General features: G+C 71.9%; 18 protein-coding genes and 1 pseudogene. 9 read left to right on the top strand and 10 right to left on the bottom strand.

Features of this window, described 5'->3' with window-relative positions; translation table 11 throughout:
- Positions 1 to 122: 122 nt before the first annotated feature.
- The 4 genes from IO33_RS0109695 to IO33_RS0109710 form a co-directional block, all read right to left on the bottom strand.
- A complete protein-coding gene (locus IO33_RS0109695; RefSeq protein WP_031162567.1) occupies positions 123 to 1,133 on the bottom strand; it encodes an NADPH:quinone oxidoreductase family protein in 1,011 nt (336 codons plus the stop codon).
- A 46-nt stretch (positions 1,134 to 1,179) separates the two neighbouring features.
- Positions 1,180 to 1,545 (bottom strand): MerR family transcriptional regulator, encoded by a 366-nt coding sequence (locus tag IO33_RS0109700; protein ID WP_031162569.1) that lies wholly within the window; start codon positions 1,543 to 1,545, stop codon positions 1,180 to 1,182.
- A gap of 64 nt (positions 1,546 to 1,609) precedes the next feature.
- Positions 1,610 to 2,200, bottom strand: a complete 591-nt coding sequence (locus IO33_RS0109705; RefSeq protein WP_031162571.1) for a TetR/AcrR family transcriptional regulator — start codon at positions 2,198 to 2,200, stop codon at positions 1,610 to 1,612.
- A gap of 4 nt (positions 2,201 to 2,204) precedes the next feature.
- Entirely contained in the window at positions 2,205 to 3,689 is a 1,485-nt protein-coding gene (locus IO33_RS0109710) for an MFS transporter (RefSeq protein ID WP_031162575.1), read from the bottom strand.
- A gap of 494 nt (positions 3,690 to 4,183) precedes the next feature.
- On the opposite strand from IO33_RS0109710, the gene melC1 reads away from it, so the two are divergent.
- Together melC1 and melC2 are read left to right on the top strand one after the other, a co-directional pair.
- Entirely contained in the window at positions 4,184 to 4,564 is a 381-nt protein-coding gene (gene melC1, locus IO33_RS0109715; protein WP_031162578.1) for an apotyrosinase chaperone MelC1, read from the top strand.
- Between the two features lie 34 nt (positions 4,565 to 4,598).
- A complete protein-coding gene (melC2, locus tag IO33_RS0109720) occupies positions 4,599 to 5,420 on the top strand; it encodes a tyrosinase MelC2 (RefSeq protein WP_031162581.1) in 822 nt (273 codons plus the stop codon).
- 49 nt (positions 5,421 to 5,469) lie between these two features.
- Here melC2 and IO33_RS0109725 read toward each other — a convergent pair whose 3' ends face one another.
- Positions 5,470 to 6,162, bottom strand: a complete 693-nt coding sequence (locus IO33_RS0109725) for a ribonuclease H family protein (RefSeq protein WP_031162584.1) — start codon at positions 6,160 to 6,162, stop codon at positions 5,470 to 5,472.
- A gap of 61 nt (positions 6,163 to 6,223) precedes the next feature.
- Complete coding sequence (locus IO33_RS0109730; protein ID WP_031162586.1) at positions 6,224 to 7,018, bottom strand: VOC family protein; 795 nt, start codon at positions 7,016 to 7,018, stop codon at positions 6,224 to 6,226.
- A gap of 143 nt (positions 7,019 to 7,161) precedes the next feature.
- Between IO33_RS0109730 and IO33_RS0109735 the strand changes: the two genes are divergently transcribed.
- The 4 genes from IO33_RS0109735 (at position 7,162) to IO33_RS0109750 (ending at position 11,840) form a co-directional block, all read left to right on the top strand.
- Entirely contained in the window at positions 7,162 to 8,169 is a 1,008-nt protein-coding gene (locus IO33_RS0109735) for a zinc-binding alcohol dehydrogenase family protein (protein WP_031162587.1), read from the top strand.
- A gap of 219 nt (positions 8,170 to 8,388) precedes the next feature.
- A complete protein-coding gene (locus IO33_RS0109740) occupies positions 8,389 to 9,831 on the top strand; it encodes a family 2B encapsulin nanocompartment shell protein (protein ID WP_031162589.1) in 1,443 nt (480 codons plus the stop codon).
- Between the two features lie 19 nt (positions 9,832 to 9,850).
- Complete coding sequence (locus IO33_RS0109745) at positions 9,851 to 10,903, top strand: family 2 encapsulin nanocompartment cargo protein terpene cyclase (RefSeq protein WP_031162591.1); 1,053 nt, start codon at positions 9,851 to 9,853, stop codon at positions 10,901 to 10,903.
- Positions 10,904 to 10,955: 52 nt separating this feature from the next.
- Positions 10,956 to 11,840: a geranyl diphosphate 2-C-methyltransferase gene (locus IO33_RS0109750; RefSeq protein WP_031162594.1), complete on the top strand. Its 885-nt coding sequence runs from the start codon at positions 10,956 to 10,958 to the stop codon at positions 11,838 to 11,840.
- Between the two features lie 117 nt (positions 11,841 to 11,957).
- On the opposite strand, the gene IO33_RS0109755 is transcribed toward IO33_RS0109750, so the two are convergent.
- Positions 11,958 to 12,440, bottom strand: a complete 483-nt coding sequence (locus IO33_RS0109755) for a VOC family protein (RefSeq protein ID WP_031162597.1) — start codon at positions 12,438 to 12,440, stop codon at positions 11,958 to 11,960.
- 121 nt (positions 12,441 to 12,561) lie between these two features.
- Between IO33_RS0109755 and IO33_RS0109760 the strand changes: the two genes are divergently transcribed.
- On the top strand, positions 12,562 to 13,764 hold the full coding sequence (locus IO33_RS0109760) for an epoxide hydrolase family protein (RefSeq protein ID WP_031162599.1): 1,203 nt from the start codon (positions 12,562 to 12,564) through the stop codon (positions 13,762 to 13,764).
- 24 nt (positions 13,765 to 13,788) lie between these two features.
- On the opposite strand, the gene IO33_RS0109765 is transcribed toward IO33_RS0109760, so the two are convergent.
- Positions 13,789 to 14,229 carry a helix-turn-helix domain-containing protein gene (locus tag IO33_RS0109765; protein ID WP_031162601.1) on the bottom strand — a complete coding sequence of 147 codons (441 nt, stop codon included), beginning with the start codon at positions 14,227 to 14,229 and terminating at the stop codon, positions 13,789 to 13,791.
- A 263-nt stretch (positions 14,230 to 14,492) separates the two neighbouring features.
- On the opposite strand from IO33_RS0109765, the gene IO33_RS0109775 reads away from it, so the two are divergent.
- Positions 14,493 to 15,380, top strand: a complete 888-nt coding sequence (locus IO33_RS0109775) for an RNA polymerase sigma factor SigF (protein ID WP_031162603.1) — start codon at positions 14,493 to 14,495, stop codon at positions 15,378 to 15,380.
- Between the two features lie 2 nt (positions 15,381 to 15,382).
- Here the strand turns inward: IO33_RS0109775 and IO33_RS0109780 are convergent, their stop codons facing one another.
- Together IO33_RS0109780 and IO33_RS53765 are read right to left on the bottom strand one after the other, a co-directional pair.
- Entirely contained in the window at positions 15,383 to 15,847 is a 465-nt protein-coding gene (locus tag IO33_RS0109780; RefSeq protein WP_031162605.1) for an ATP-binding protein, read from the bottom strand.
- A 306-nt stretch (positions 15,848 to 16,153) separates the two neighbouring features.
- Positions 16,154 to 17,228, bottom strand: a pseudogene (locus tag IO33_RS53765) (DUF6777 domain-containing protein); the annotation flags it as partial.
- Between the two features lie 190 nt (positions 17,229 to 17,418).
- Between IO33_RS53765 and IO33_RS0109795 the strand changes: the two are divergent.
- Complete coding sequence (locus tag IO33_RS0109795) at positions 17,419 to 18,687, top strand: streptophobe family protein (protein WP_031162609.1); 1,269 nt, start codon at positions 17,419 to 17,421, stop codon at positions 18,685 to 18,687.

Below are 18,687 nucleotides of genomic sequence, written 5' to 3' on the forward strand. Positions count from 1 at the left end.
CGCCAGTCTGACATCCGGCACCCGAGCGGGCGGAAGCGGCCGCTCCGGTGGGCGAGCCGTTCACCGGACACGGCGTCGTGCGCGCCATCGCCGTGCCCGGCAGGAGACTTGGGCCGGCTGCCTCACAGGTGTTCCCGGCGCCAGGGATCAAGGGCGTGCTTGCCTCGGGTCCGGCCTGCTTCGAGCTGCCGCAGCACCGCCGGCCCCTCGGCCAGGGGATGCACCTCGGGGGTGCCGGGCGGGTACACGCCCTGGGCGATGAGGGCCTCCAGCTCGACGACCAACGACTGGTGGAGGGACGGTGCCTTCGCCGCCAGCGCACCGATGTGCAGGCCCTTGACCTGGACCTGGTGGGTGAAGACCAGGTCGTGCGTGGTCAGCGTGGCGTCGCCGGAAGCGGCACCGAACACGACCACGCGCCCGGTGAAGGGCTTGGTGACCGACAGGCTGACGTCGAACGTGGCCTGTCCCACCGATTCCAGGACCAGGTCGACCCCGCCGGTCAGGCGGGTGATCTCCTCGGCCAGATCGGGGCGTGCGCTGTCCAGGACCGCGTCCGCGCCGAGCGCCTGGACGGTGCCGTGCTTGGCCGGGGACGCCGTGGCGATCACGCGGGCGCCGTAGTGGCGGGCGAGACGGACGGCGGCCTGCCCCACCCCTCCGGCCGCGGCATGGACGAGCACCGCCTCACCGGTCCTGAGATCGCCCAGCGGCTTCAGTGCGGCCAGGGCGGTGGCCCAGTTCAGCACCAGACCGAGGGCTGCGGCGTCGCTCCAGCCGGAAGGCACGGGGAGTACACCCGTCGCCGGCATCGTCATGTACTGCGCGAAGGCGCCCGGGCCGGCTCCGACGACGTGGGTGCCGAGCCGGAGCGGGCTCTCGATGCCCGGGCCTGCGCCCACGATCTCGCCGGCGGCTTCGAAGCCCGCCGTATAGGGCGCCCGCGGGCCTCCCCCGTAGGTTCCGCGGCTCTGCATGACGTCGGCGAAGTTGACCCCGGCGGCGCCCACGCGGATCAGGTACTCACCGGGGCCCGGGACGGGACGCCGCCGGTCGGTCGTGAGGGTCAGGTCCTTCGGTCCCTGATGTGAGCGCTGGACCAGTGCGCGCATCGTCTGCTCGTCGGTGTTCATGCGCCGACCGTAGGAGTCTCACACTTGCGTCAAGGTCAAGTGGCCGTCACGGACCGGGGCGGCGGGCCTCCTGCAGGTAGGCGTCGAGCGCCGCCTGCTGGTCGCTGAGAACGGCGATGCGCGCGGCGAGCCGGTCGCGGAAGCCCTGCACTTCGTCCAGGAACCGGGCGCACACCGCGTCGGTGTCCCCGTCGGATCCGTCGGTGAGGCCGGGCAGCGCGTCCCTGATCAACCGCACGGGGAGCCCGGAGTCCAGCAGCGAGCGGATGACGAGCACCCGGTCGACGGTGGACTGGCAGTAGTCGCGGAACCCGTTGCCGCACCGGCCGGGGACGATCAGTCCCTCGTCCTCGTAGTGCCGCAGCGATCGTGCGCTGACGCCGCTGAGCCGGGAAGCCTCACTGATCTTCATACCCGGAGGCAACGCCCGGGCGCACCGCGGTCTTCCAGCGCTCGGCGCCGGACAGCGGACCGTGTCAGGTTCCGGGGGTCAACTGGGCCTGTACGAGCGGTCCGTAGCGGTCGGCGATGGCGTCGATGTCGCTCTCGCGTAGGTGCGGGCCGCGTGCGATGCCGTACATCACGCCGAGGCCGACGAGCGCGGCGACGGCGAGTTCCGCGCGCAGCCCCGGGTCGGGGCCGGTGAGCCGGGCGGCGAGCCGTTCGGTCACCTGGGCGCGGAAGTTGGCGCGCAGGATGTCGCCGTGGTCGCCGTGCAGCGGGGCGAAGGCGATGCGCAGCAGCGGGTCGGCGCCGCGTTCGCGCTGGCTGGACAGGACGTGCCGGGCCATGTGCCGGCCGAGGCCGGGCAGCGGGGCGTCCAGCAGCGCGTCGGCGTCGGTGGCGAAGGACATCACGCGGGCGAACAGGGCGTCCCGGTTGCCGAAGTACTTCACGATCAGCGGCGGGCTGACGCCGGCCCGTTCGGCGACGGCCTTGAGCGTGATGTCGGCGTGCGCGTGCCGGGCCAGAAGGTAGCGGGCGGCCTTGAGGATGGCGGCCTTGGTGTCCTCGGCGTCCCGGCGTGCGGGTGCGGTCGGGTCGGTGGCGTCGGTCCGGGTGTTCACGTCCTCATGCTCCCTCCATCGCCTCGTCGCGGGCGCCCCGGGTGGCGCCCTCGGCGCGGCGGGTGCCGTCCGAGGGACCGTCGCCGGGTATGGAGAGGGCGGCCGCGCAGGCGGCGAGGGCGACGGCGCCCGCCATCGCGAAGGCGAGCAGGTAGCCGTGCAGGGTGGGCACCTGGGCACCGGCCACGGGGCTGCTGTGGTGGACGAGGACGACGGCGACGGCGGCACTGGAGGCGGCCTGGCCGATGGTGCGCATCAGGACGTTGACGCCGTTGGCGGAGGCGGTCTGCGCGGCCGGCACGGCCCGCAGGATGAGGGTCGGCAGCGCCGAGTAGGCGAGCGTGGTCCCGGTCGCCACGACGGTGGCACCCACGATGATCATCCACAGCTGCCGGCTGTCGGCGACGCGGACGGCGTACCCGCAGGCGATGACGGCGGCGCCCAGCGCGAGGGTGATCCGGGGGCCGCGCGCGGCCGAGATACGGGCCGACAGAGGCGAGAACAGCAGCATGGTCACGCCGCCGGGCAGCAGGCACAGGCCGGTGGCGACGATCGACAGGCCGAGGCCGTAGCCGCTGGCCTTCGGCGCCTGTACCAGCTGGGCGGTGACCAGGGAGTTGGCGTAGAAGGCGAACCCGGTCAGCAGGGCGGCCACATGCGACAGGCCCACCCGTGGCCGGCTGACCAGCCGCAGGTCGACCAGCGGTCGTTCGGCGCGCAGCTGCTGCCACCACCACAGGGCGAGGACGAGTGCGGCCCCGAGGAACAGCCCGAGGACCCGGGGGCTCCCCCAGCCCCAGGTGCCGCCCTGGGAGACGCCCAGGAGCAGGCAGGCCAGGCCGGTGGCGAGCCCCAGCGCGCCCAGCACGTCGAACCGGCCGGGCTCGCGTACGGGCGACTCCTTGACCGCCCACCAGGTCGCCGCGACACCGAGCGCGCCGAGGGCGCTGGTGAGCCAGAACATGGTGTGCCAGTCGGCGTACTGGACGACGAGTGCGGCGAGCGGCAGGCCGAGCGCGGCGCCGATGCCGACCGTGGAACTCATCAGCGCCACGGCAGAGCCGCGGCGCTCCGGCGGGAGTTCGTCGCGCAGGATGCTGATCGACAGCGGTACGACGGAGGCGGCGGCGCCCTGGAGCGCGCGGGCGGCGATGAGCACGCCGATGTCGGAGGACAGTGCGCACATCACCGAGCCGACGGTCATCAGCACGAGCGCGCAGGTGAGCACCCGGCGCTTGCCGTACATGTCGCCGGCCCGGCCGAGGACGGGGGTGAGGACGGCGCCGGAGAGCAGGGTCGCGGTGACCGTCCAGGAGACCGCCGCGGGCGAGGCGCCGGTGAGCCGGGGCAGGTCCGGCAGCAGGGGGACGACGACGGTCTGCATGACCGCCATGAGGATGCCGCCCGACGCCAGCACCGGGATGGTGAGCCGGTTCCGCAGCGGGATCGGCCCGGCCGGGGGCGGGGGTGTCGGGGCGGTCTGGTCCATCGGCGCTCCTGATGGCGACGTGACGGCGAGGTGAATGACAATTCACCTTATCGAGTGAATGGCCATTCACCAACATTCCCGGTCACGTGACGTGAGCGTTCGGTCCCGCGGCGGGGAGGGCGGGGTGAAGCGGGCCGAACGAGACGGGCACGATCACGGACGGGACGCCTCGCCACCCGGAGCGGCCGGGTCACCCCGTCGCGAAGTCGCGGCGTCCACGTCGTCCGATCGCGTCAGTTTGGCGGGGTGAGCCGGACCACTCGGACGGACCGCGGGCGAGAAGGATCGCCGAAAACGCGGCCCGCGTGGCAAGGAATTCCCCGTTCCGGAGCGGATCACCACCCGGGCACGGCAAGATCATCTTCGTTCAACACTGTACGACATGTAACCAATTGTCCGGATCACAGCCAACCGGTTCCGGGGGATTTCTCCCCGTCACCGAGCCCCCGATAGGCATGCGTCGTCACCACAGGAACACCCTCCAGGAGGACCGCATGCCCGACCTCACCCGGCGCCGCGCGCTCACCGCGACGGCAGCCCTCGCCGCGACGGCCACCGTCACCGCCCTCGCGGCACCGGCGGCCTCGGCCGCGGGGCACGACCACACCATGCCGATGCCGGACACCTTCAACGAGGTCTACAAGGGCCGCCGGATACAGGGCCGTCCGATGAGCGGAGGCGGCCACCACCACGAGCACGGCGGCGGATACGAGGTGCTGATCGACGGCGTGCCACTGCACCTGATGCGCAACGCCGACGGCACCTGGATCAGCGTCGTCAGCCACTACGACCCGGTGCGCACCCCGCGCGCCGCCGCCCGCGCCGCGGTGGACGAGCTGCAGGGCGCCGCGCTGCTGCCCTTCCCCGCCAACTGACCGCCCCCGCAAGGACTTCCGGAGCACCCGCACCATGACCGTACGCAAGAACCAGGCCAACCTGAGCGCCGACGAGAAGCGCCGGTTCGTCAACGCCGTCCTCGAACTCAAGCGCAACGGACGCTACGACGAGTTCGTCCGCACACACAACGCGTTCATCATGTCGGACACCGACACGAGTGAGCGGACCGGCCACCGCTCCCCGTCCTTCCTGCCCTGGCACCGCAGATTCCTGCTCGACTTCGAACAGGCGCTGCAGTCGGTGGACTCCTCGGTCGCGCTGCCCTACTGGGACTGGAGCACCGACCGCACGGTGCGTGCCGCGCTGTGGGGGCCGGACTTCCTGGGCGGCACCGGGCGCAGCACGGACGGCCGGGTGATGGACGGCCCGTTCGCCGCGTCGGCCGGCAACTGGCCGATGAACATACGCGTCGACGGCCGTACCTTCCTGCGCCGCTCGCTCGGCACGGCCGTGCGCGAGCTGCCGACGCCCGCGGAGGTGGAGTCGGTGCTGTCCATGGCCACGTACGACATGGCGCCGTACAACAGCGCCTCGGACGGCTTCCGCAACAACCTGGAGGGGTGGCGCGGGGTCAATCTGCACAACCGGGTCCACGTCTGGGTCGGCGGCCAGATGGCCACCGGGGTCTCCCCCAACGACCCGGTGTTCTGGCTGCACCACGCCTTCGTCGACAAGCTGTGGGCGGAGTGGCAGCGGCGGCATCCGGGCGCGTCGTACGTGCCGGGCGGCGGCACGCCGGACGTCGTGGACCTGAACGAGACGATGAAGCCGTGGAACGACGTGCGCCCGGCGGATCTGCTGGACCACACGAAGTTCTACACCTTCGACAGCTGAGACCGCCGAAGACGGCCCACGACGGCCGACGACCGCTGAAGGCGGCTGATCAGGCCTCGGCGGTACGGCACTCCGGGTGACCCCAGCCCTGCGCGTTCTTGGCGATGGACTCGCCGGCCGCGTAGGCGCGGCCGCACAGGCAGCGGCCGGAGAACTTCGCCTTGATCGTACGGGAGGACGCTCCGCCGCCGGCGCGGCGGGGCGCCTTCTTGCGCGGGGCCGCCGCCTTCGGGGCGTCGGGCGACGACGGCGGCTCGGGAGAGCCGAGCGCGCTGCCGGCCGCCTCCTGGACGGTGGCGGCCTGGCTCGCGGCGCGGTCGGCGAAGTCGTTCAGGGGATCGCCGTCGACCTGGTGGGCCGGGACGTAGCGGAACTCGACCGTCCGGCCGTCCAGCAGCGCGTCGATGCGCACGACGAGCTCCTGGTTGGCGACCGGCTTGCCGGCCGCGGTCTTCCAGCCGTTGCGCTTCCAGCCGGGCAGCCAGGTGGTGACGGCCTTCATCGCGTACTGGGAGTCCATGCGGATCTCCAGCGGCACGTCCGGCTCGACGGCCGCGAGCAGCCGCTCCAGGGCCGTGAGTTCGGCGACGTTGTTGGTGGCCCGGCCGAGCGGGCCGGCCTCCCAGCGGACGGCGGTCCGCTCGTCGTCGGAGATCACCCATGCCCATCCGGCCGGTCCGGGGTTTCCCTTCGAAGCCCCGTCGCACGCGGCCACCACACGTTCACGCATGTGCCCGATCATGCCATGGCCGCGCGGCCGGCCGTGCTCCGTCGTGCCGCGGACGGCCTGCAGCGGGAGCCGGTCAGACCTCCTTGACCGCCGGCATCTCCCCTTCCGTGGTCGCGATGTCGATCACGGAGAAGTTCGCGCCCTGCGGATCGCTGAGGGCCGCGAACCGGCCGAAGGGACTGCTCATCGGCCCGAAGCGGAGGACACCGCCGAGCTTGGTGGCCCGCGCCACGGCCTCGTCGCAGTCGTCGACGGTGAAGTAGACATTGATGTAGGACGGCACCTCGGGCGGGAAGTCGTCGGTCATCCGCATCCGGCCGAGGACGGTGTCCTCGCCCACGTCGAACATCCGGAAGTCGACGGCCTGGTCCTGGAGCTGCTTCATCCGGTACGGGAAGAGGGCGGAGAAGAAGGTGTCGGCCTTCTCGGGCTCACGGGTGAAGACCTCGGCCCAGCAGTAGGCGCCCGGGGTCGCGGTCGCCTCGAAACCCTCATGGGTGCCGCCCTGCCAGACACCGAACACGGCTCCGCTGGGCTCACGGGCCAGGCACATCGTGCCGAAGGTGCCGACCTGCATCGGCTCCATGAGCACCTCGCCGCCGTTCGCGCGGATCTTCTCCGCGGTCGCGGCGGCGTCCGGCGAGGCGAAGTACAGGCACCACTGGGACTGGCCCTCCTGGCCGGGCATGGGCGGGACCACGGCGGCCACCGCCTTGCCGTCCGCGTAGGCCTGCGTGTAGTTGCCGTACTCCGACGACGACTCGCCGAAGGTCCAGCCGAGGACGTCGGCGTAGAACCGCTTGGCTCCCTCGACGTCGCTGAACATCGCATCGGCCCAACAGGGCGTTCCCTCGGGTTGCACGGCCATCCTCGCGGCCCTCCTGGTGTTGTGCTGCCCCCGTGCTCACGCTAGCCAGCCCGCGGACGGCCCGCGCGCCGAACGCGCGACTGCCGGACACTGGGGAAGGGGCCCGCTGCTTCGGAAGGGCGGACGTGATGACGACGCCGACGATGCGGGCCTGGTCCGTCGTGCGGCCCGGGCCCGTCGAGGGTGACCCGCTGCGGCTCGTGGAGCGGCCCGTGCCGCTGCCCGGCGCGGACGAGCTGCTGGTGCGGGTGCGCGCCTGCGGGGTGTGCCGGACCGATCTGCATGTCACCGAGGGTGACCTGCCCGTGCACCGGGCCGGGGTGACGCCGGGGCACGAGGTCGTCGGCGTGGTGGCGCGCGCCGGAACCGGGGCCGGCGACTTCGCCGTGGGCGACCGGGTGGGCATGGCGTGGCTGCGCCGGACCGACGGGCGGTGCGCGTACTGCGCACGGGGCGCCGAGAACCTGTGCCCGCGCTCGGAGTACACCGGCTGGGACGCCGACGGCGGCTACGCCGAGTACGCCACCGTCCCGGCCGGCTTCGCCTACCGGCTGCCCGGCACCTTGGACGAGGTGGCGGTGGCACCGCTGCTGTGCGCCGGGATCATCGGGTTCCGTGCGCTGCGGCGGACCGGGCTGCCCAAGGGCGGACGGCTCGGCCTGTACGGCTTCGGCGGGAGCGCGCACCTGTGTGCGCAGATCGCCCTCGCCGAGGGCGCCACGGTGCATGTGATCACCCGGGAGCCGGCGGCCCGCCGGCTGGCCCTGGAGCTGGGCGCGGCCTCCGCGCGGGACCTGCGCGAGCCGCCGCCCGAGCCGCTGGACGCCGCGATCCTGTTCGCCCCGGCCGGTGAGCTCGTCCCGGTCGCACTGCGCGCCCTCGACCGCGGCGGCGTGCTGGCGCTCGCCGGCATCCACCTGAGCGACGTGCCGGTCCTGCACTACGAGACCGAGCTGTTCTACGAGAAGGAGCTGCGCAGCGTCACCTCCAACACCCGAGCGGACGGGCGGGAGTTCCTCGTGCTGGCCGCCCGGTACGGCGTCCGCGCGACCACGCACCCCTATCCGCTCTCCGAGGCGCCCAGAGCCTTGCGGGACCTGAAGGCCGGACGCTTCGACGGGGCCGCGGTACTGGTGCACGACCGTTCCTGACCCCGGCCGCCCGGGCACGCGCGGGACCACCCGCGCATGATCAAGAAACGCGCCCCCTTTCGCCCCGAACAGCGGGTTTACGCAACCAAGTCACGCAACCGCCCCCTTTGCGCCGTATCCCGGAGATCACCACGGCTGTTTGGCTTGTGCCTGCGCACTCGCACCTCGCGCACCACTGCCTCTTCACACCCCCTTGTTCACCTCTCCGCTGGAGGGAATGTGTCCACACCGGACAGCGTCGTCGGTCCCGCCGTAGACGAGCCTGAACCCGATCCGACCGCCGGCCGGCAGCTCACCAGTCTGAGCACCCGGGCGGCACGCCAGCTCGCCACGACCACCAAGTCCGAACCGCAGATGCAGGCCATCACCTCCCGATGGCTGCTGAAGACACTGCCGTGGGTGGACGTCAAGGGCGGCACCTACCGGGTCAACCGGCGCCTCCAACTGCGCACGGGGCGCGGCCGGGTGAGCTTCGAGCACAACGGCGGGAACGACATCCGGGTCATCCCGCACACGCTCACCGAACTGCCCATCCTGCGCGGCTACGACGACCTGGAGGTGCTGACCGAGGTCGCCGGCCGTTTCCAGGCCCGCGAGGTGCGCGCGGGACAGGTGCTGTTCGAGGCCGGGCAGCCGGTCACCGAGGCGTACCTCGTGGTGCACGGCAGGTTCACCCGGTACGCGGCGGGCAAGTACGGCGAGGAGGAGATCGTCGGGGTCGTCACCGACGGCGACCAGATGGGCGACGAGGCGGTCGGGCAGTCCGACCCGCTGTGGCTCACCTCGGTCCGGGCGGAGACCGCGGGCGTGGTGCTGGCGCTGCCCTGGGCCGTCGTCGAGGAGGTCATCGAGCGCGTGCCCTCACTGGGCGCCCATCTCCAGGCCTATGTGGACCGGCAGCAGCTGCCGATGAACCGCAAGGGCGAGGCCGAGGTTCCGGTGCAGGCCGGCCACGTCGGCGAGGAGACACTGCCCGGCGGCTTCGTGGACTACGAACTCGCCCCGCGTGAGTACGAGCTGTCGCTCACCCAGACCGTGCTGCGGGTGCACACCAGGGTCGCGGACCTCTACAACCACCCGATGGACCAGACCCAGCAGCAGCTGCGCCTCACGGTCGAGGAGATCCGCGAGCGCCAGGAGTGGGAACTGGTCAACAACCGGGAGTTCGGGCTGCTGCACAACATCGACTACGGGCAGCGGATCAGCACCTTCACCGGCCCGCCGACGCCCGACGACATGGACGAGCTGCTGTCCATGCGCCGCAAGACCAAGGTGTTCCTGGCCCATCCCAAGGCGATCGCGGCCTTCTTCCGGCAGTGCAACCGACGCGGTCTGGTGCCCGGCACGGCGAGCGTCGACGGGCACGAGGTGCCGGCCTGGCGCGGGGTCCCGATCTACCCGTGCAGCAAGATCCCGATCAGTGAGAACCACACCACCAGCATCATCGCGCTGCGCACCGGTGAGGCGGACCAGGGTGTCATCGGCCTCTACCAGACCGGCATCCCGGAGGAGTTCCAGCCGGGCCTGAACGTCCGCTTCATGGGCGTCAACGAGCAGGCCGTCATCAACTACCTGGTCACCGCCTACTACTCGCTGGCGATTCTGGTCCCCGACGCGGCGGGGATCCTGGAGAACGTCCAGCTCGGCCGGACCGCCGACTGACACGGCCTGGAGCACAGTCATGAGCACATCCACCCACTCCTACGCGCTGCCCGGGCCACCGAACATCGCCCAGAGCCTGCGTCCGGCCCGGCGCACCGGGGCCGTCCCCGGACTCCGCTACCGGCCGGCGGTACCGGCAGACCCGGAGAAGGCGGCCGAGGTCGATCGCAGGCTGGAGGCCTGGGCCCGCGAGCTGGACCTGTTCCCCGAGGCCTGGAAGGGAGACTTCTCCGGCTTCCAGTTCGGCCGGGCCGTCGTCCTGCAGCATCCGGGCGGCCTCGACCTCGACCGTCTCACCGCCGCCGGAAAACTGCTGCTCGCCGAGAACATCGTGGACTCCTGCTACTGCGAGGAGGACGAGGGACGGGGCGGATCACGGCGGGGCCTCGGCGGGCCGCTGATCATCGCCCAGTCGGCGCTCGACCCCTACCACGGCATCCCGGAGCTGGAGACGGAGTGGCGGGACGGTATCCAGGCCGACGGGCCGCTGCGCTCCTACCACTTCGCGCTGGCGGACTACGCGACCTTCGCCACGCCCAGCCAGACCGGCCGGTTCGTGCACGACATGGCCCGCCTGCACATGGGCTATCTGGCCGAGGCCGCCTGGATGGAGACCCGGTACACACCGCGGGTCTGGGAGTACCTGGTGATGCGGCAGTTCAACAACTTCCGCCCCTGTCTGTCGCTCGTCGACGCCGTGGACGGCTACGAACTGCCCGAGCCGGTCTACGCCCGCCCGGAGATCCAGCGGATCACCGCCCTCGCCTGCAACGCGACCACGATCGTGAACGACCTGTACTCGTTCACGAAGGAGCTGGCGAGCGATCCGGACCACCTCAACCTGCCCCAGGTGGTCGCGGCCAACGACCGCCGCGGGCTGAAGGCCGCCTATCTGAAGTCCGTGGAGATCCACAACGGGATCATGGAGGCCTTCGAGGAGGAGTCCGCCGCCCTGTCGGCGACCTCGCCCCTGGTCGCGCGCTATGCCGAGAGCCTGGCCGCCTGGGTCTCGGGCAACCACGAGTGGCACGCCACCAACACCCACCGCTACCACCTGCCCGACTACTGGTAGCAGATCCACAGCTCACCTGAAACACCATCAGTACCACTTCGAGGAGCAACTGTTGACCACCGCCCCTGTCGCCCGGAAGACCAGCACGTCGGCACCGGTGCCGACCCAGTCCACGTACCAGAACCGCGTCGCGGACTACTGGAACGCCGAGGAGAACCCGGTCAACCTCGAACTCGGAAAGATCGACGACCTGTACCACCACCATTACGGCATCGGGGAGGCCGACTGGACGGTGCTCGACGAGCCCGATCCCGATCTGCGCAAGGCGCGGATCACCACGGAACTGCACCGGCTGGAGCACGCCCAGGCCGAGCTGCTGGCCGGCCACCTCGGCCCGCTCACGCCCACCGACCGGGTCTTCGACGCCGGCTGCGGCCGGGGCGGCGGCAGCATCGTGGCGAACCTGCGCCACGGCTGCCACGCCGACGGGGTCACCATCTCCGCCAAGCAGGCCGACTTCGCCAACGAGACGGCCCGCCGGCGGCAAGTCGACGACAAGGTGCGCTACCACCACCGCAACATGCTCGACACCGGCTTCGCGTCGGGCGCGTACGCGGCGTCGTGGAACAACGAGTCCACCATGTACGTCGAGCTGGACCTGCTGTTCGCCGAGCACGCCCGGCTGCTGCGCCGGGGCGGACGCTATGTGACGATCACCGGCTGCTACAACGACACCTACGGCCGGGCCTCACGCGAGGTGTCCCTGATCAACGCCCACTACATCTGCGACATCCACCCGCGCTCGGAGTACTTCAAGGCGATGGCCCGCAACCGCCTGGTGCCAGTCCACGTCGAGGATCTGACCGAGGCCGCGATCCCCTACTGGGAACTGCGCAAGCAGGCCGACCACCTGGTCACGGGCATCGAGGACACGTTCCTCGACGCCTATCGCAACGGCAGCTTCCAGTACCTGCTGATCGCGGCCGACCGGATCTGAGCCGGGGACCGACGTCAGGAACTGCCGTCGACATGGGACGCCGACCCGGCCCTGGCGGGGAACTCCCGGTATGCGATCACCGGGATCCCCGTCGAGGCCGGGTGGGGCCGTCGGCCGCTACTCCCCCGCGTGTGCCCTCTCCAGTGCGGCGACGTCCAGCTTGCCCATGGCCATCATGGCCTTCATGGTGCGGGCCGCCTTCTCCTGGTCCGGGTCGCCGATCAGGTCGGGCATCCGGTCGTAGACGACCTGCCAGGAGACGCCGTACCGGTCCTTGAGCCAGCCGCAGGGGCCGGCCTCGCCGCCGTCCTCGGTGAGCTTGGTCCAGTAGTAGTCGATCTCGTCCTGGTCGGCGCAGAGGATCTGGAAGGACACGGCCTCGTTGAACCGGAACTGGGGGCCGCCGTTGAGCGCGACGAACTTCTGGCCGTTGGCCGTGAACTCGGCGACCAGCACGGAGCCCGCCGGGCCGGGACCGGCCTCGGTGTAGCGGCCGATGCGGCCGATGCTCGAGTTCTTGAAGACCGAGACGTAGAACTCGGCGGCCTCCTCGGCCTGGCCGTCGAACCACAGACACGTGACGAATCCGTCGGTGGTCATGAGTACCTCCTGGGCGGGGAACGCGGTCATCTGTATCGACCGGTCCGCGCGGCGAAACTCATCGGCGGGGGCGCCGGATAATCCGTGCGGGTGAACGGCGTCCGCGCCTAGCATCCCGATCATGACCTCCACGCCCGCCGAACGCATCGAACCTTTCCGGCTCTCGGTCCCGCAGAGCGACCTCGACGACCTGCACGACCGCCTCGACCGCACCCGCTGGCCGGCCGAGCTGCCCGGAGCCGGCTGGGAGTACGGCGTCCCGGCCGGCTATCTGCGCGAGCTGGTCCGGTACTGGCGGCACGAGTACGACTGGCGCGCCGCCGAGGCCGAGTTGAACCGGTGGCCGCAGTTCACCACCACGATCGACGGCACGAACGTCCACTTCGCCCACGTCCGCTCACCCGAGCCGGACGCCACGCCGCTGGTCCTCACCCATGGCTGGCCGGGGTCGGTCGTGGAGTTCCTGGACGTGGTCGGCCCGCTCACCGACCCGGTCGCGCACGGCGGCGACGCGGCGGACGCCTTCCATGTCGTCGTGCCGAGCATCCCCGGCTTCGGGCTGTCCGGACCCACCACCGAACGGGGCTGGGAGGCGCGCCGGGTGGCCGACGCCTGGGTGGAACTGATGCGGCGGCTCGGCTACGAGCGGTTCGGGCTGCAGGGCGGCGACTGGGGCGCGGGGATCTCCCGCGAGCTGGGGCGCGTCCATCCGGAGCGCGTGATCGGCGTCCACCTCAATCTGCTGCCCGGCGCGCAGGCGGCCACCGAGCCGACCGAGGAGGAGCTGGCCGCGCTCGACCCCGGGGAGCGGGAGCGGACGCTGCTGTCCTGGCGCCGGTGGGACGCCTGGCTCCGGGACGGCGCCGGATACGCCGGCCTGCAGTCCACCCGCCCGCACACCCTGGCCTACGCCCTGACGGACTCTCCCGTCGGTCAACTCGCCTGGATCGTCGAGAAGTTCCGGGAGTGGGCGGACTGCGCGGAGCTGCCGGAGGAGGCGGTGGACCGGGACCGGCTGCTGACCAACGTGATGCTGTACTGGCTGACCGGTACGGCCGGTTCGTCCGGCCGTATCTACTACGAGCGGGCCCACACCGGCGGCGACCGGGCGTGGCAGCCGGCCGAGCCCTCGACCGCGCCGACCGCGCTGGCCGTGTTCCCGGCCGACCCCCAGATGCCGCTGCGGCACAAGGCGGAGCGCACCGAGAACCTCGTCCGCTGGACCGAGTTCGACCGGGGCGGCCACTTCGCGGCCCTGGAGGAGCCGGACCTCCTGGTTCCCGACATCCGAGCGTTCTTCCGCGGGCTCCGCGAGAAGCCGTAGGGGTCGTCGTACGGCCGGGGCGGCTCAGGCGGCCAGGCAGAGGCCGGCGGAGGGGCGGGGACGCGCGGCGGTCGGACGGCGATGCGGGGTCGTGTGGCGGGCCAGCTCCGCGTGGGTCAGGGACAGCAGGTCGGCGAGGCCCAGGCCGAGTGCGTGCGCCGCGGCGGCGAGGACCTCCGAGGAGGCCTCCTTGCGGCCGCGCTCGATCTCGGAGAGGTAGGGCAGCGAGATCCTGGCCGCGTCGGCCACGTCCTTGAGGGTGCGCTCCTGGGACCGCCGCTCGCGGCGCAGCACCTCACCGACGAGATCACGCCACAACGGCTCCTTGCCCTCCTGCTGCCCCGCGTTCTCTCTGTTCTGCGTGTTCCCCGTGTTCCGCGCGGGCGAGGACTCGGGGTCCGCCGGGCGGGCGGGCGCCGGTCGCAGCGGGATCACTCGGGCTTCGTTACTCACCTGGTTGGTCACCCGCGCCAGCCTACGAGCCGGGGGCCGCCGGGCAAGGGCGCCGCGTTGCGCTCTGGGGGAAATCGGCGGGGCGTGTTTCGCGCCACTGCGCGACAACACATGCATGCGAGACGTGACCGGGGGTACCCGCCCCGTGAGCGGCACCGCCGGCACGCATCAAGTACCGGGGGTTCGGGTATCCGGAATAAAAGGTGGGAAACGGACAAAAGCTGGCCGCTCGGGCAGACGGCAGACGGAGCACCGTGACATTCGTGGGAGAGGTAATGAACACCGCCGGGATCCGGTCAGAAGCAGAGGTCGCCGAGAGGGCCGAGCAGGACAGGACGGGCGAGGAGTCACTGCCTGGAATCGCGGACCCTGCGTCCGTCGCGCCGCGTGACGCACGGGAGCTGTCCCGCCAGTTCTTCCGCCGCCTGACCGAGCTGGAGGAGGGCACGCACGAGTACCAGTACGCGCGCAACACCCTCATTGAGATGAACATGTCGCTGGTGCGGTTCGCGGCCGGACGGTTCCGGGGACGCGGCGACGACATGGAGGACATCGTCCAGACCGGCATGATCGGCCTGATCAAGGCCATCGACCGGTTCGAGCTGACACGCGAGGTGGAGTTCACCTCCTTCGCGCTGCCGTACATCGTGGGCGAGATCAAGCGGTTCTTCCGGGACACCACGTGGGCGGTGCACGTGCCGCGCCGGCTCCAGGAGGCACGGGTGGAGCTGGCCAAGGCGCGCGAGGAGCTGTCCAGCCGGCTGGACCGGGACCCGACGGTGGCCGAGCTGGCGACGCTGATGAACATCTCCGAGGACGAGGTGGTCGAGGCCCAGCTCGCCTCCAACGGGTACAACTCCGCCTCCCTGGACGCCGCGCTCACCGGCGACGGTCCCGAGGACGGCGAGGCGGTGCTCGCCGACTTCATCGGTGTCGAGGAGGAGGGGCTGCGGCTCGTCGAGGACTTCCACGCGCTCGCCCCGCTGATGGCGGAGCTCAGCGAGCGGGACCGGGAGATCATCCATCTCCGGTTCGTCGAGGAGGCCACCCAGGCGGAGATCGGGGCACGGCTCGGCTGCTCCCAGATGCATGTGTCCCGGCTGATCAAGCGCATCATCACCCGGCTGCGCGAGGGCATGCTCGGCGAGCTGGGCTGCGCCTGAGGTCAGCCCGCTTCCGGGCGGCGCAGTTCGAAGCGGGCCCGCACCCGCTTGCCGACCGGTACGCGCTCCGCGGTGACCGCCGAGGCCAGGGCCCACACGATCTCCAGGCCGTGCCGCCCGACGCGTTCGGGATCCTTGGGGTAGCGGCGGGGCAGGGCGGAGCTGCTGTCGTAGACGGACACCGTGACGGCGCTGTCGGTGCCCTCCAGTTCCAGGATGTAGGGGCCGTTGCTGTGCCGGTCGGCGTTGGTGACGAGTTCACTCACGAGCAGCAGCAGCTCGCCGTCGGCACGCCGGTCGGCGGTGGCGCACCACTCGGTCCGCAGCTGCTCCAGGAACCGGGAGGCGAAGGCACGCGCCTCGGCGATGCATCCGGGTTCGCCGGTGTAGTGCGCCGCGCGTCGCAGCGGCTCCACGGGTACGTCGAAACCAGTCGGTATCACTGCCCCGCCCAGATGCTCGGTCATGCTGTCTCTCTCGAAAACTCGGCCCGGCCGGTCGCCTGTCGCACCTGTCCTCGTACCCCGAGCCGGGCCCGGCAGTCCCCCTGGGCGTTCGCCCGCCGCGCACAGTGGCGAGGGTCACGAGGGTGTCGTCACGCCGGCGGCGGAGTTCTCGGAGGACGGCGGCGCGGAGCCGGTCGTCCGCTCCTGCGACGACTCCTCGCCGGAGCTCTCGGTCGCCGGGGAGCCCGCGGACGGTGACGTCGGCCCGGCGGAGGAGGACTCGGACGACGACTCCGACGACGACGCCGGCCCGGAGGAGGACTCCGGCTCCGACGACTTCGGCTCGGCCGGCTTCGACCTCGACGGCGAGGACGAGGACGACGGCGAACTCGACGAAGACGGCGAGGACGACGAAGAGGAAGAAGAGGACGAACCAGGCGAGGAGGACTTCGAAGAGGACGAGGCCGGCTTCGAAGGGGGCCGGGAGGACGGGCTCGACGAGAGCGAGGAAGACGACGTCGACCACGACGGCGAGGTGCTCGGCTTGCCCGACGTGGGCCCGCAGGGCCGGGGCGAGGGGCCCGGCGTCCCGGGCTTACCCGGCGAGGGCGGGCACGGCTCCGGCGGGTTCCAGGGGTGCGGGAACACCGGCGGCCTGGCGTGCCGGTCGTGCCGGCCGTCGGGGTCGCCGCGCTGCCGGTGGATCCAGTCGTGGTGGGGGGCGTCGTAGAGCACGAAGACGTCGACGACCTTCGGCGCGGGCGTCACCACCACCACGTTCGAGGGCCGGTACGACGACCAGCGGGTGCCCACCAGTTTCGGTGTGGCCTTCTGGGCCACCGGCGATGCCAGCGGGTTGCCGCAGGCGCAGCGCACCCGGGGCACACCGTGGCCGTCCACCAGCACGGCGGTGCCCGCCTGGAGCACCGACTGGTAGGCGGTGGCGGCGCCGTCGCGGTAGCCGTGGTTGGTGACCCGGGTGTCGACGCGCAGCTGGACCGGGGTCAGCGAGCGCAGGTAGGCGGGCACGCCGGAGGGCTGGACGCCGACCACGGAGGCGAACGCCTTGTTCTTGCCCGGTTCGGCCTGCAGAGCCTTGATCTGTTTCTCGACATCGCAGGAGGGAGTGCTCTGGGTGCCGCCGTAGAGGCCGGGCGCCCCGCCCTCGACTCCCCGCACCGCGTTGGCCCTGCCGGAGGCGGCGGGGGCGGAGGGCGACGGCGGCGCTGAGAGCAGCCACGCGCGGTACCGATTTCCACCACGGCCCGTGCGGCCCCCCGGGCCCGGCGCCGGCGCCCGGGGGCTGCGCGGGCGGTGGTCCGGAGGGGGGCCGGGAGGAGCCCGACAGCGGGCCGGAGGGCGGTCCGGTCGGGCGGCCTGAAGACGGAGGTTCGGCGCTCACGAGCACTTCTTCCCGTCGCGATCGTCGCGATACGCGGCGCGATGCGCGGCGTTTCTTGAGTCACATCCCGTGGGGTGCGTTCGGCTGCACGTCGATCCCATTGTGTGTCGCAGGGTTCTGACACTCGCAAGCCGACGCGGACGGCCCACTCGGCGGGCGCGGTGCCCTGCCGCTGCTTAGCGTGGCAGGCGTGAGCGCTCCGACCGTCTCCGCGCGGCCCGCCGCCCACCACGGCTGGGCGCGGGCCGTGGCCACGGTGCTGACCGGGCTGGCCGTCATGGTGCTCGTGGCGGCATTCGGGCTGTGGGCGGCCGGGGCGGCGGACCTGCCGGACGGCGCGTTCCCCAGGGTGGTGGTCGCGACCCTGGTCACGGCGGTGGGCGGCAGCGTGGAACTGTCCGGCAACGCGGGCGTCCTGGCGCAGACCCGGGCCGGCATCACCGTGATCCCGCTGTCCGTGACGCTCGCCGGCGCCCTGGTGATCGGCGCGGGCTTCCTGCGCCCGCTGCGGCACCGGGCGGTGGCCTCGGCAGGTGAACTGGGCGGCTGGGCCGCCCGGATCGCCGTGCTGTGGCTGCTCGTGCTGGTCGGCCTGGCCTTCGGCGCCCGGCAGACCTTCGCCGTGGACGTGGGCAGCGGCACCCTCAGCGACCTGACCGGGCTGTTCGACGTGTCGCCGAGGGTGGGGTTCACCGCGAACGTGCCGCTGACCGTCCTGTTCGGACTGCTGTGGCTGGCGGGGGTGCTGCTGCTGGCCCTGCTGGTCGCGTACGGGGCGCCCCTGCCGGCGCGGCTGCTGCGTTTCCAGGAGTCGGTGCGCCCGGCGGCGCACGCGACGGTGGCCCTGCTCCTCGCGTACGTCGCCGTCGGGCTCGTCACCGCGCTGATCACGGCGGCGACCCGTGGGCACGCCCCGGCGACCCTCGCGCTGATCCTGCTCGGCCTGCCGAATCTGGCCTGGCTGGCCCTCACCCTCGGCATGGGAGCGACCTGGAACGGCCGCGTGGACGGCCCGTTCGGCCTGCCGATGCCGCACGTCCTGGACGCGATCCTGCGCACCCCGGACGTGTCCGCGCTGAACCTGCGCTCGCTCACCGCCCACGACGCCCGGTGGTGGTGGCTGGTGGTGCTGGACGCGATCCTGCTGCTGGCCGTGGCCTTCCGGATGGCGGTCCGCTCACCGGCCCGGATCCGCCTGTGGCAGCACGCCGTCCACCTGGCCGTGGCGCTGGCGCTGGCGGTGCTGATGATCTGTCTGACGGGCCGCGTCTCGGCGCACTACGGACTGTCCCTGCTCGGCATCGGTGACGTGGGCGGCGGGCTGTCCGGGGAGCTGTTCCTCAGACCCCAGCTGTGGCAGGCGGTGGGCCTGGGTGCGGTGTGGGGGCTGGTCGCGGGGTTCGTGGGCGCTCTGCTGGCGCTCCCGGTGCGCAGGCGGGGCGAGGTGGAGCGGCCTTAG

This window comes from Streptomyces durhamensis, from assembly GCF_000725475.1.
GTDB lineage: Bacteria > Actinomycetota > Actinomycetes > Streptomycetales > Streptomycetaceae > Streptomyces > Streptomyces filipinensis.

What these genes read in the sequence shown, in the direction of transcription:
- IO33_RS0109745 (WP_031162591.1), top strand. Translation starts at nt 9,851, where the DNA reads ATGAGCACATCCACCCACTCCTACGCGCTGCCCGGGCCACCGAACATC.
- melC1 (WP_031162578.1), top strand. Translation starts at nt 4,184, where the DNA reads ATGCCCGACCTCACCCGGCGCCGCGCGCTCACCGCGACGGCAGCCCTC.
- IO33_RS0109780 (WP_031162605.1), bottom strand. Translation starts at nt 15,847, where the DNA reads ATGACCGAGCATCTGGGCGGGGCAGTGATACCGACTGGTTTCGACGTA.
- IO33_RS0109710 (WP_031162575.1), bottom strand. Translation starts at nt 3,689, where the DNA reads ATGGACCAGACCGCCCCGACACCCCCGCCCCCGGCCGGGCCGATCCCG.
- IO33_RS0109775 (WP_031162603.1), top strand. Translation starts at nt 14,493, where the DNA reads ATGAACACCGCCGGGATCCGGTCAGAAGCAGAGGTCGCCGAGAGGGCC.
- melC2 (WP_031162581.1), top strand. Translation starts at nt 4,599, where the DNA reads ATGACCGTACGCAAGAACCAGGCCAACCTGAGCGCCGACGAGAAGCGC.
- IO33_RS0109730 (WP_031162586.1), bottom strand. Translation starts at nt 7,018, where the DNA reads ATGGCCGTGCAACCCGAGGGAACGCCCTGTTGGGCCGATGCGATGTTC.
- IO33_RS0109735 (WP_031162587.1), top strand. Translation starts at nt 7,162, where the DNA reads ATGCGGGCCTGGTCCGTCGTGCGGCCCGGGCCCGTCGAGGGTGACCCG.
- IO33_RS0109700 (WP_031162569.1), bottom strand. Translation starts at nt 1,545, where the DNA reads ATGAAGATCAGTGAGGCTTCCCGGCTCAGCGGCGTCAGCGCACGATCG.
- IO33_RS0109695 (WP_031162567.1), bottom strand. Translation starts at nt 1,133, where the DNA reads ATGAACACCGACGAGCAGACGATGCGCGCACTGGTCCAGCGCTCACAT.
- IO33_RS0109755 (WP_031162597.1), bottom strand. Translation starts at nt 12,440, where the DNA reads ATGACCACCGACGGATTCGTCACGTGTCTGTGGTTCGACGGCCAGGCC.
- IO33_RS0109760 (WP_031162599.1), top strand. Translation starts at nt 12,562, where the DNA reads ATGACCTCCACGCCCGCCGAACGCATCGAACCTTTCCGGCTCTCGGTC.
- IO33_RS0109725 (WP_031162584.1), bottom strand. Translation starts at nt 6,162, where the DNA reads ATGATCGGGCACATGCGTGAACGTGTGGTGGCCGCGTGCGACGGGGCT.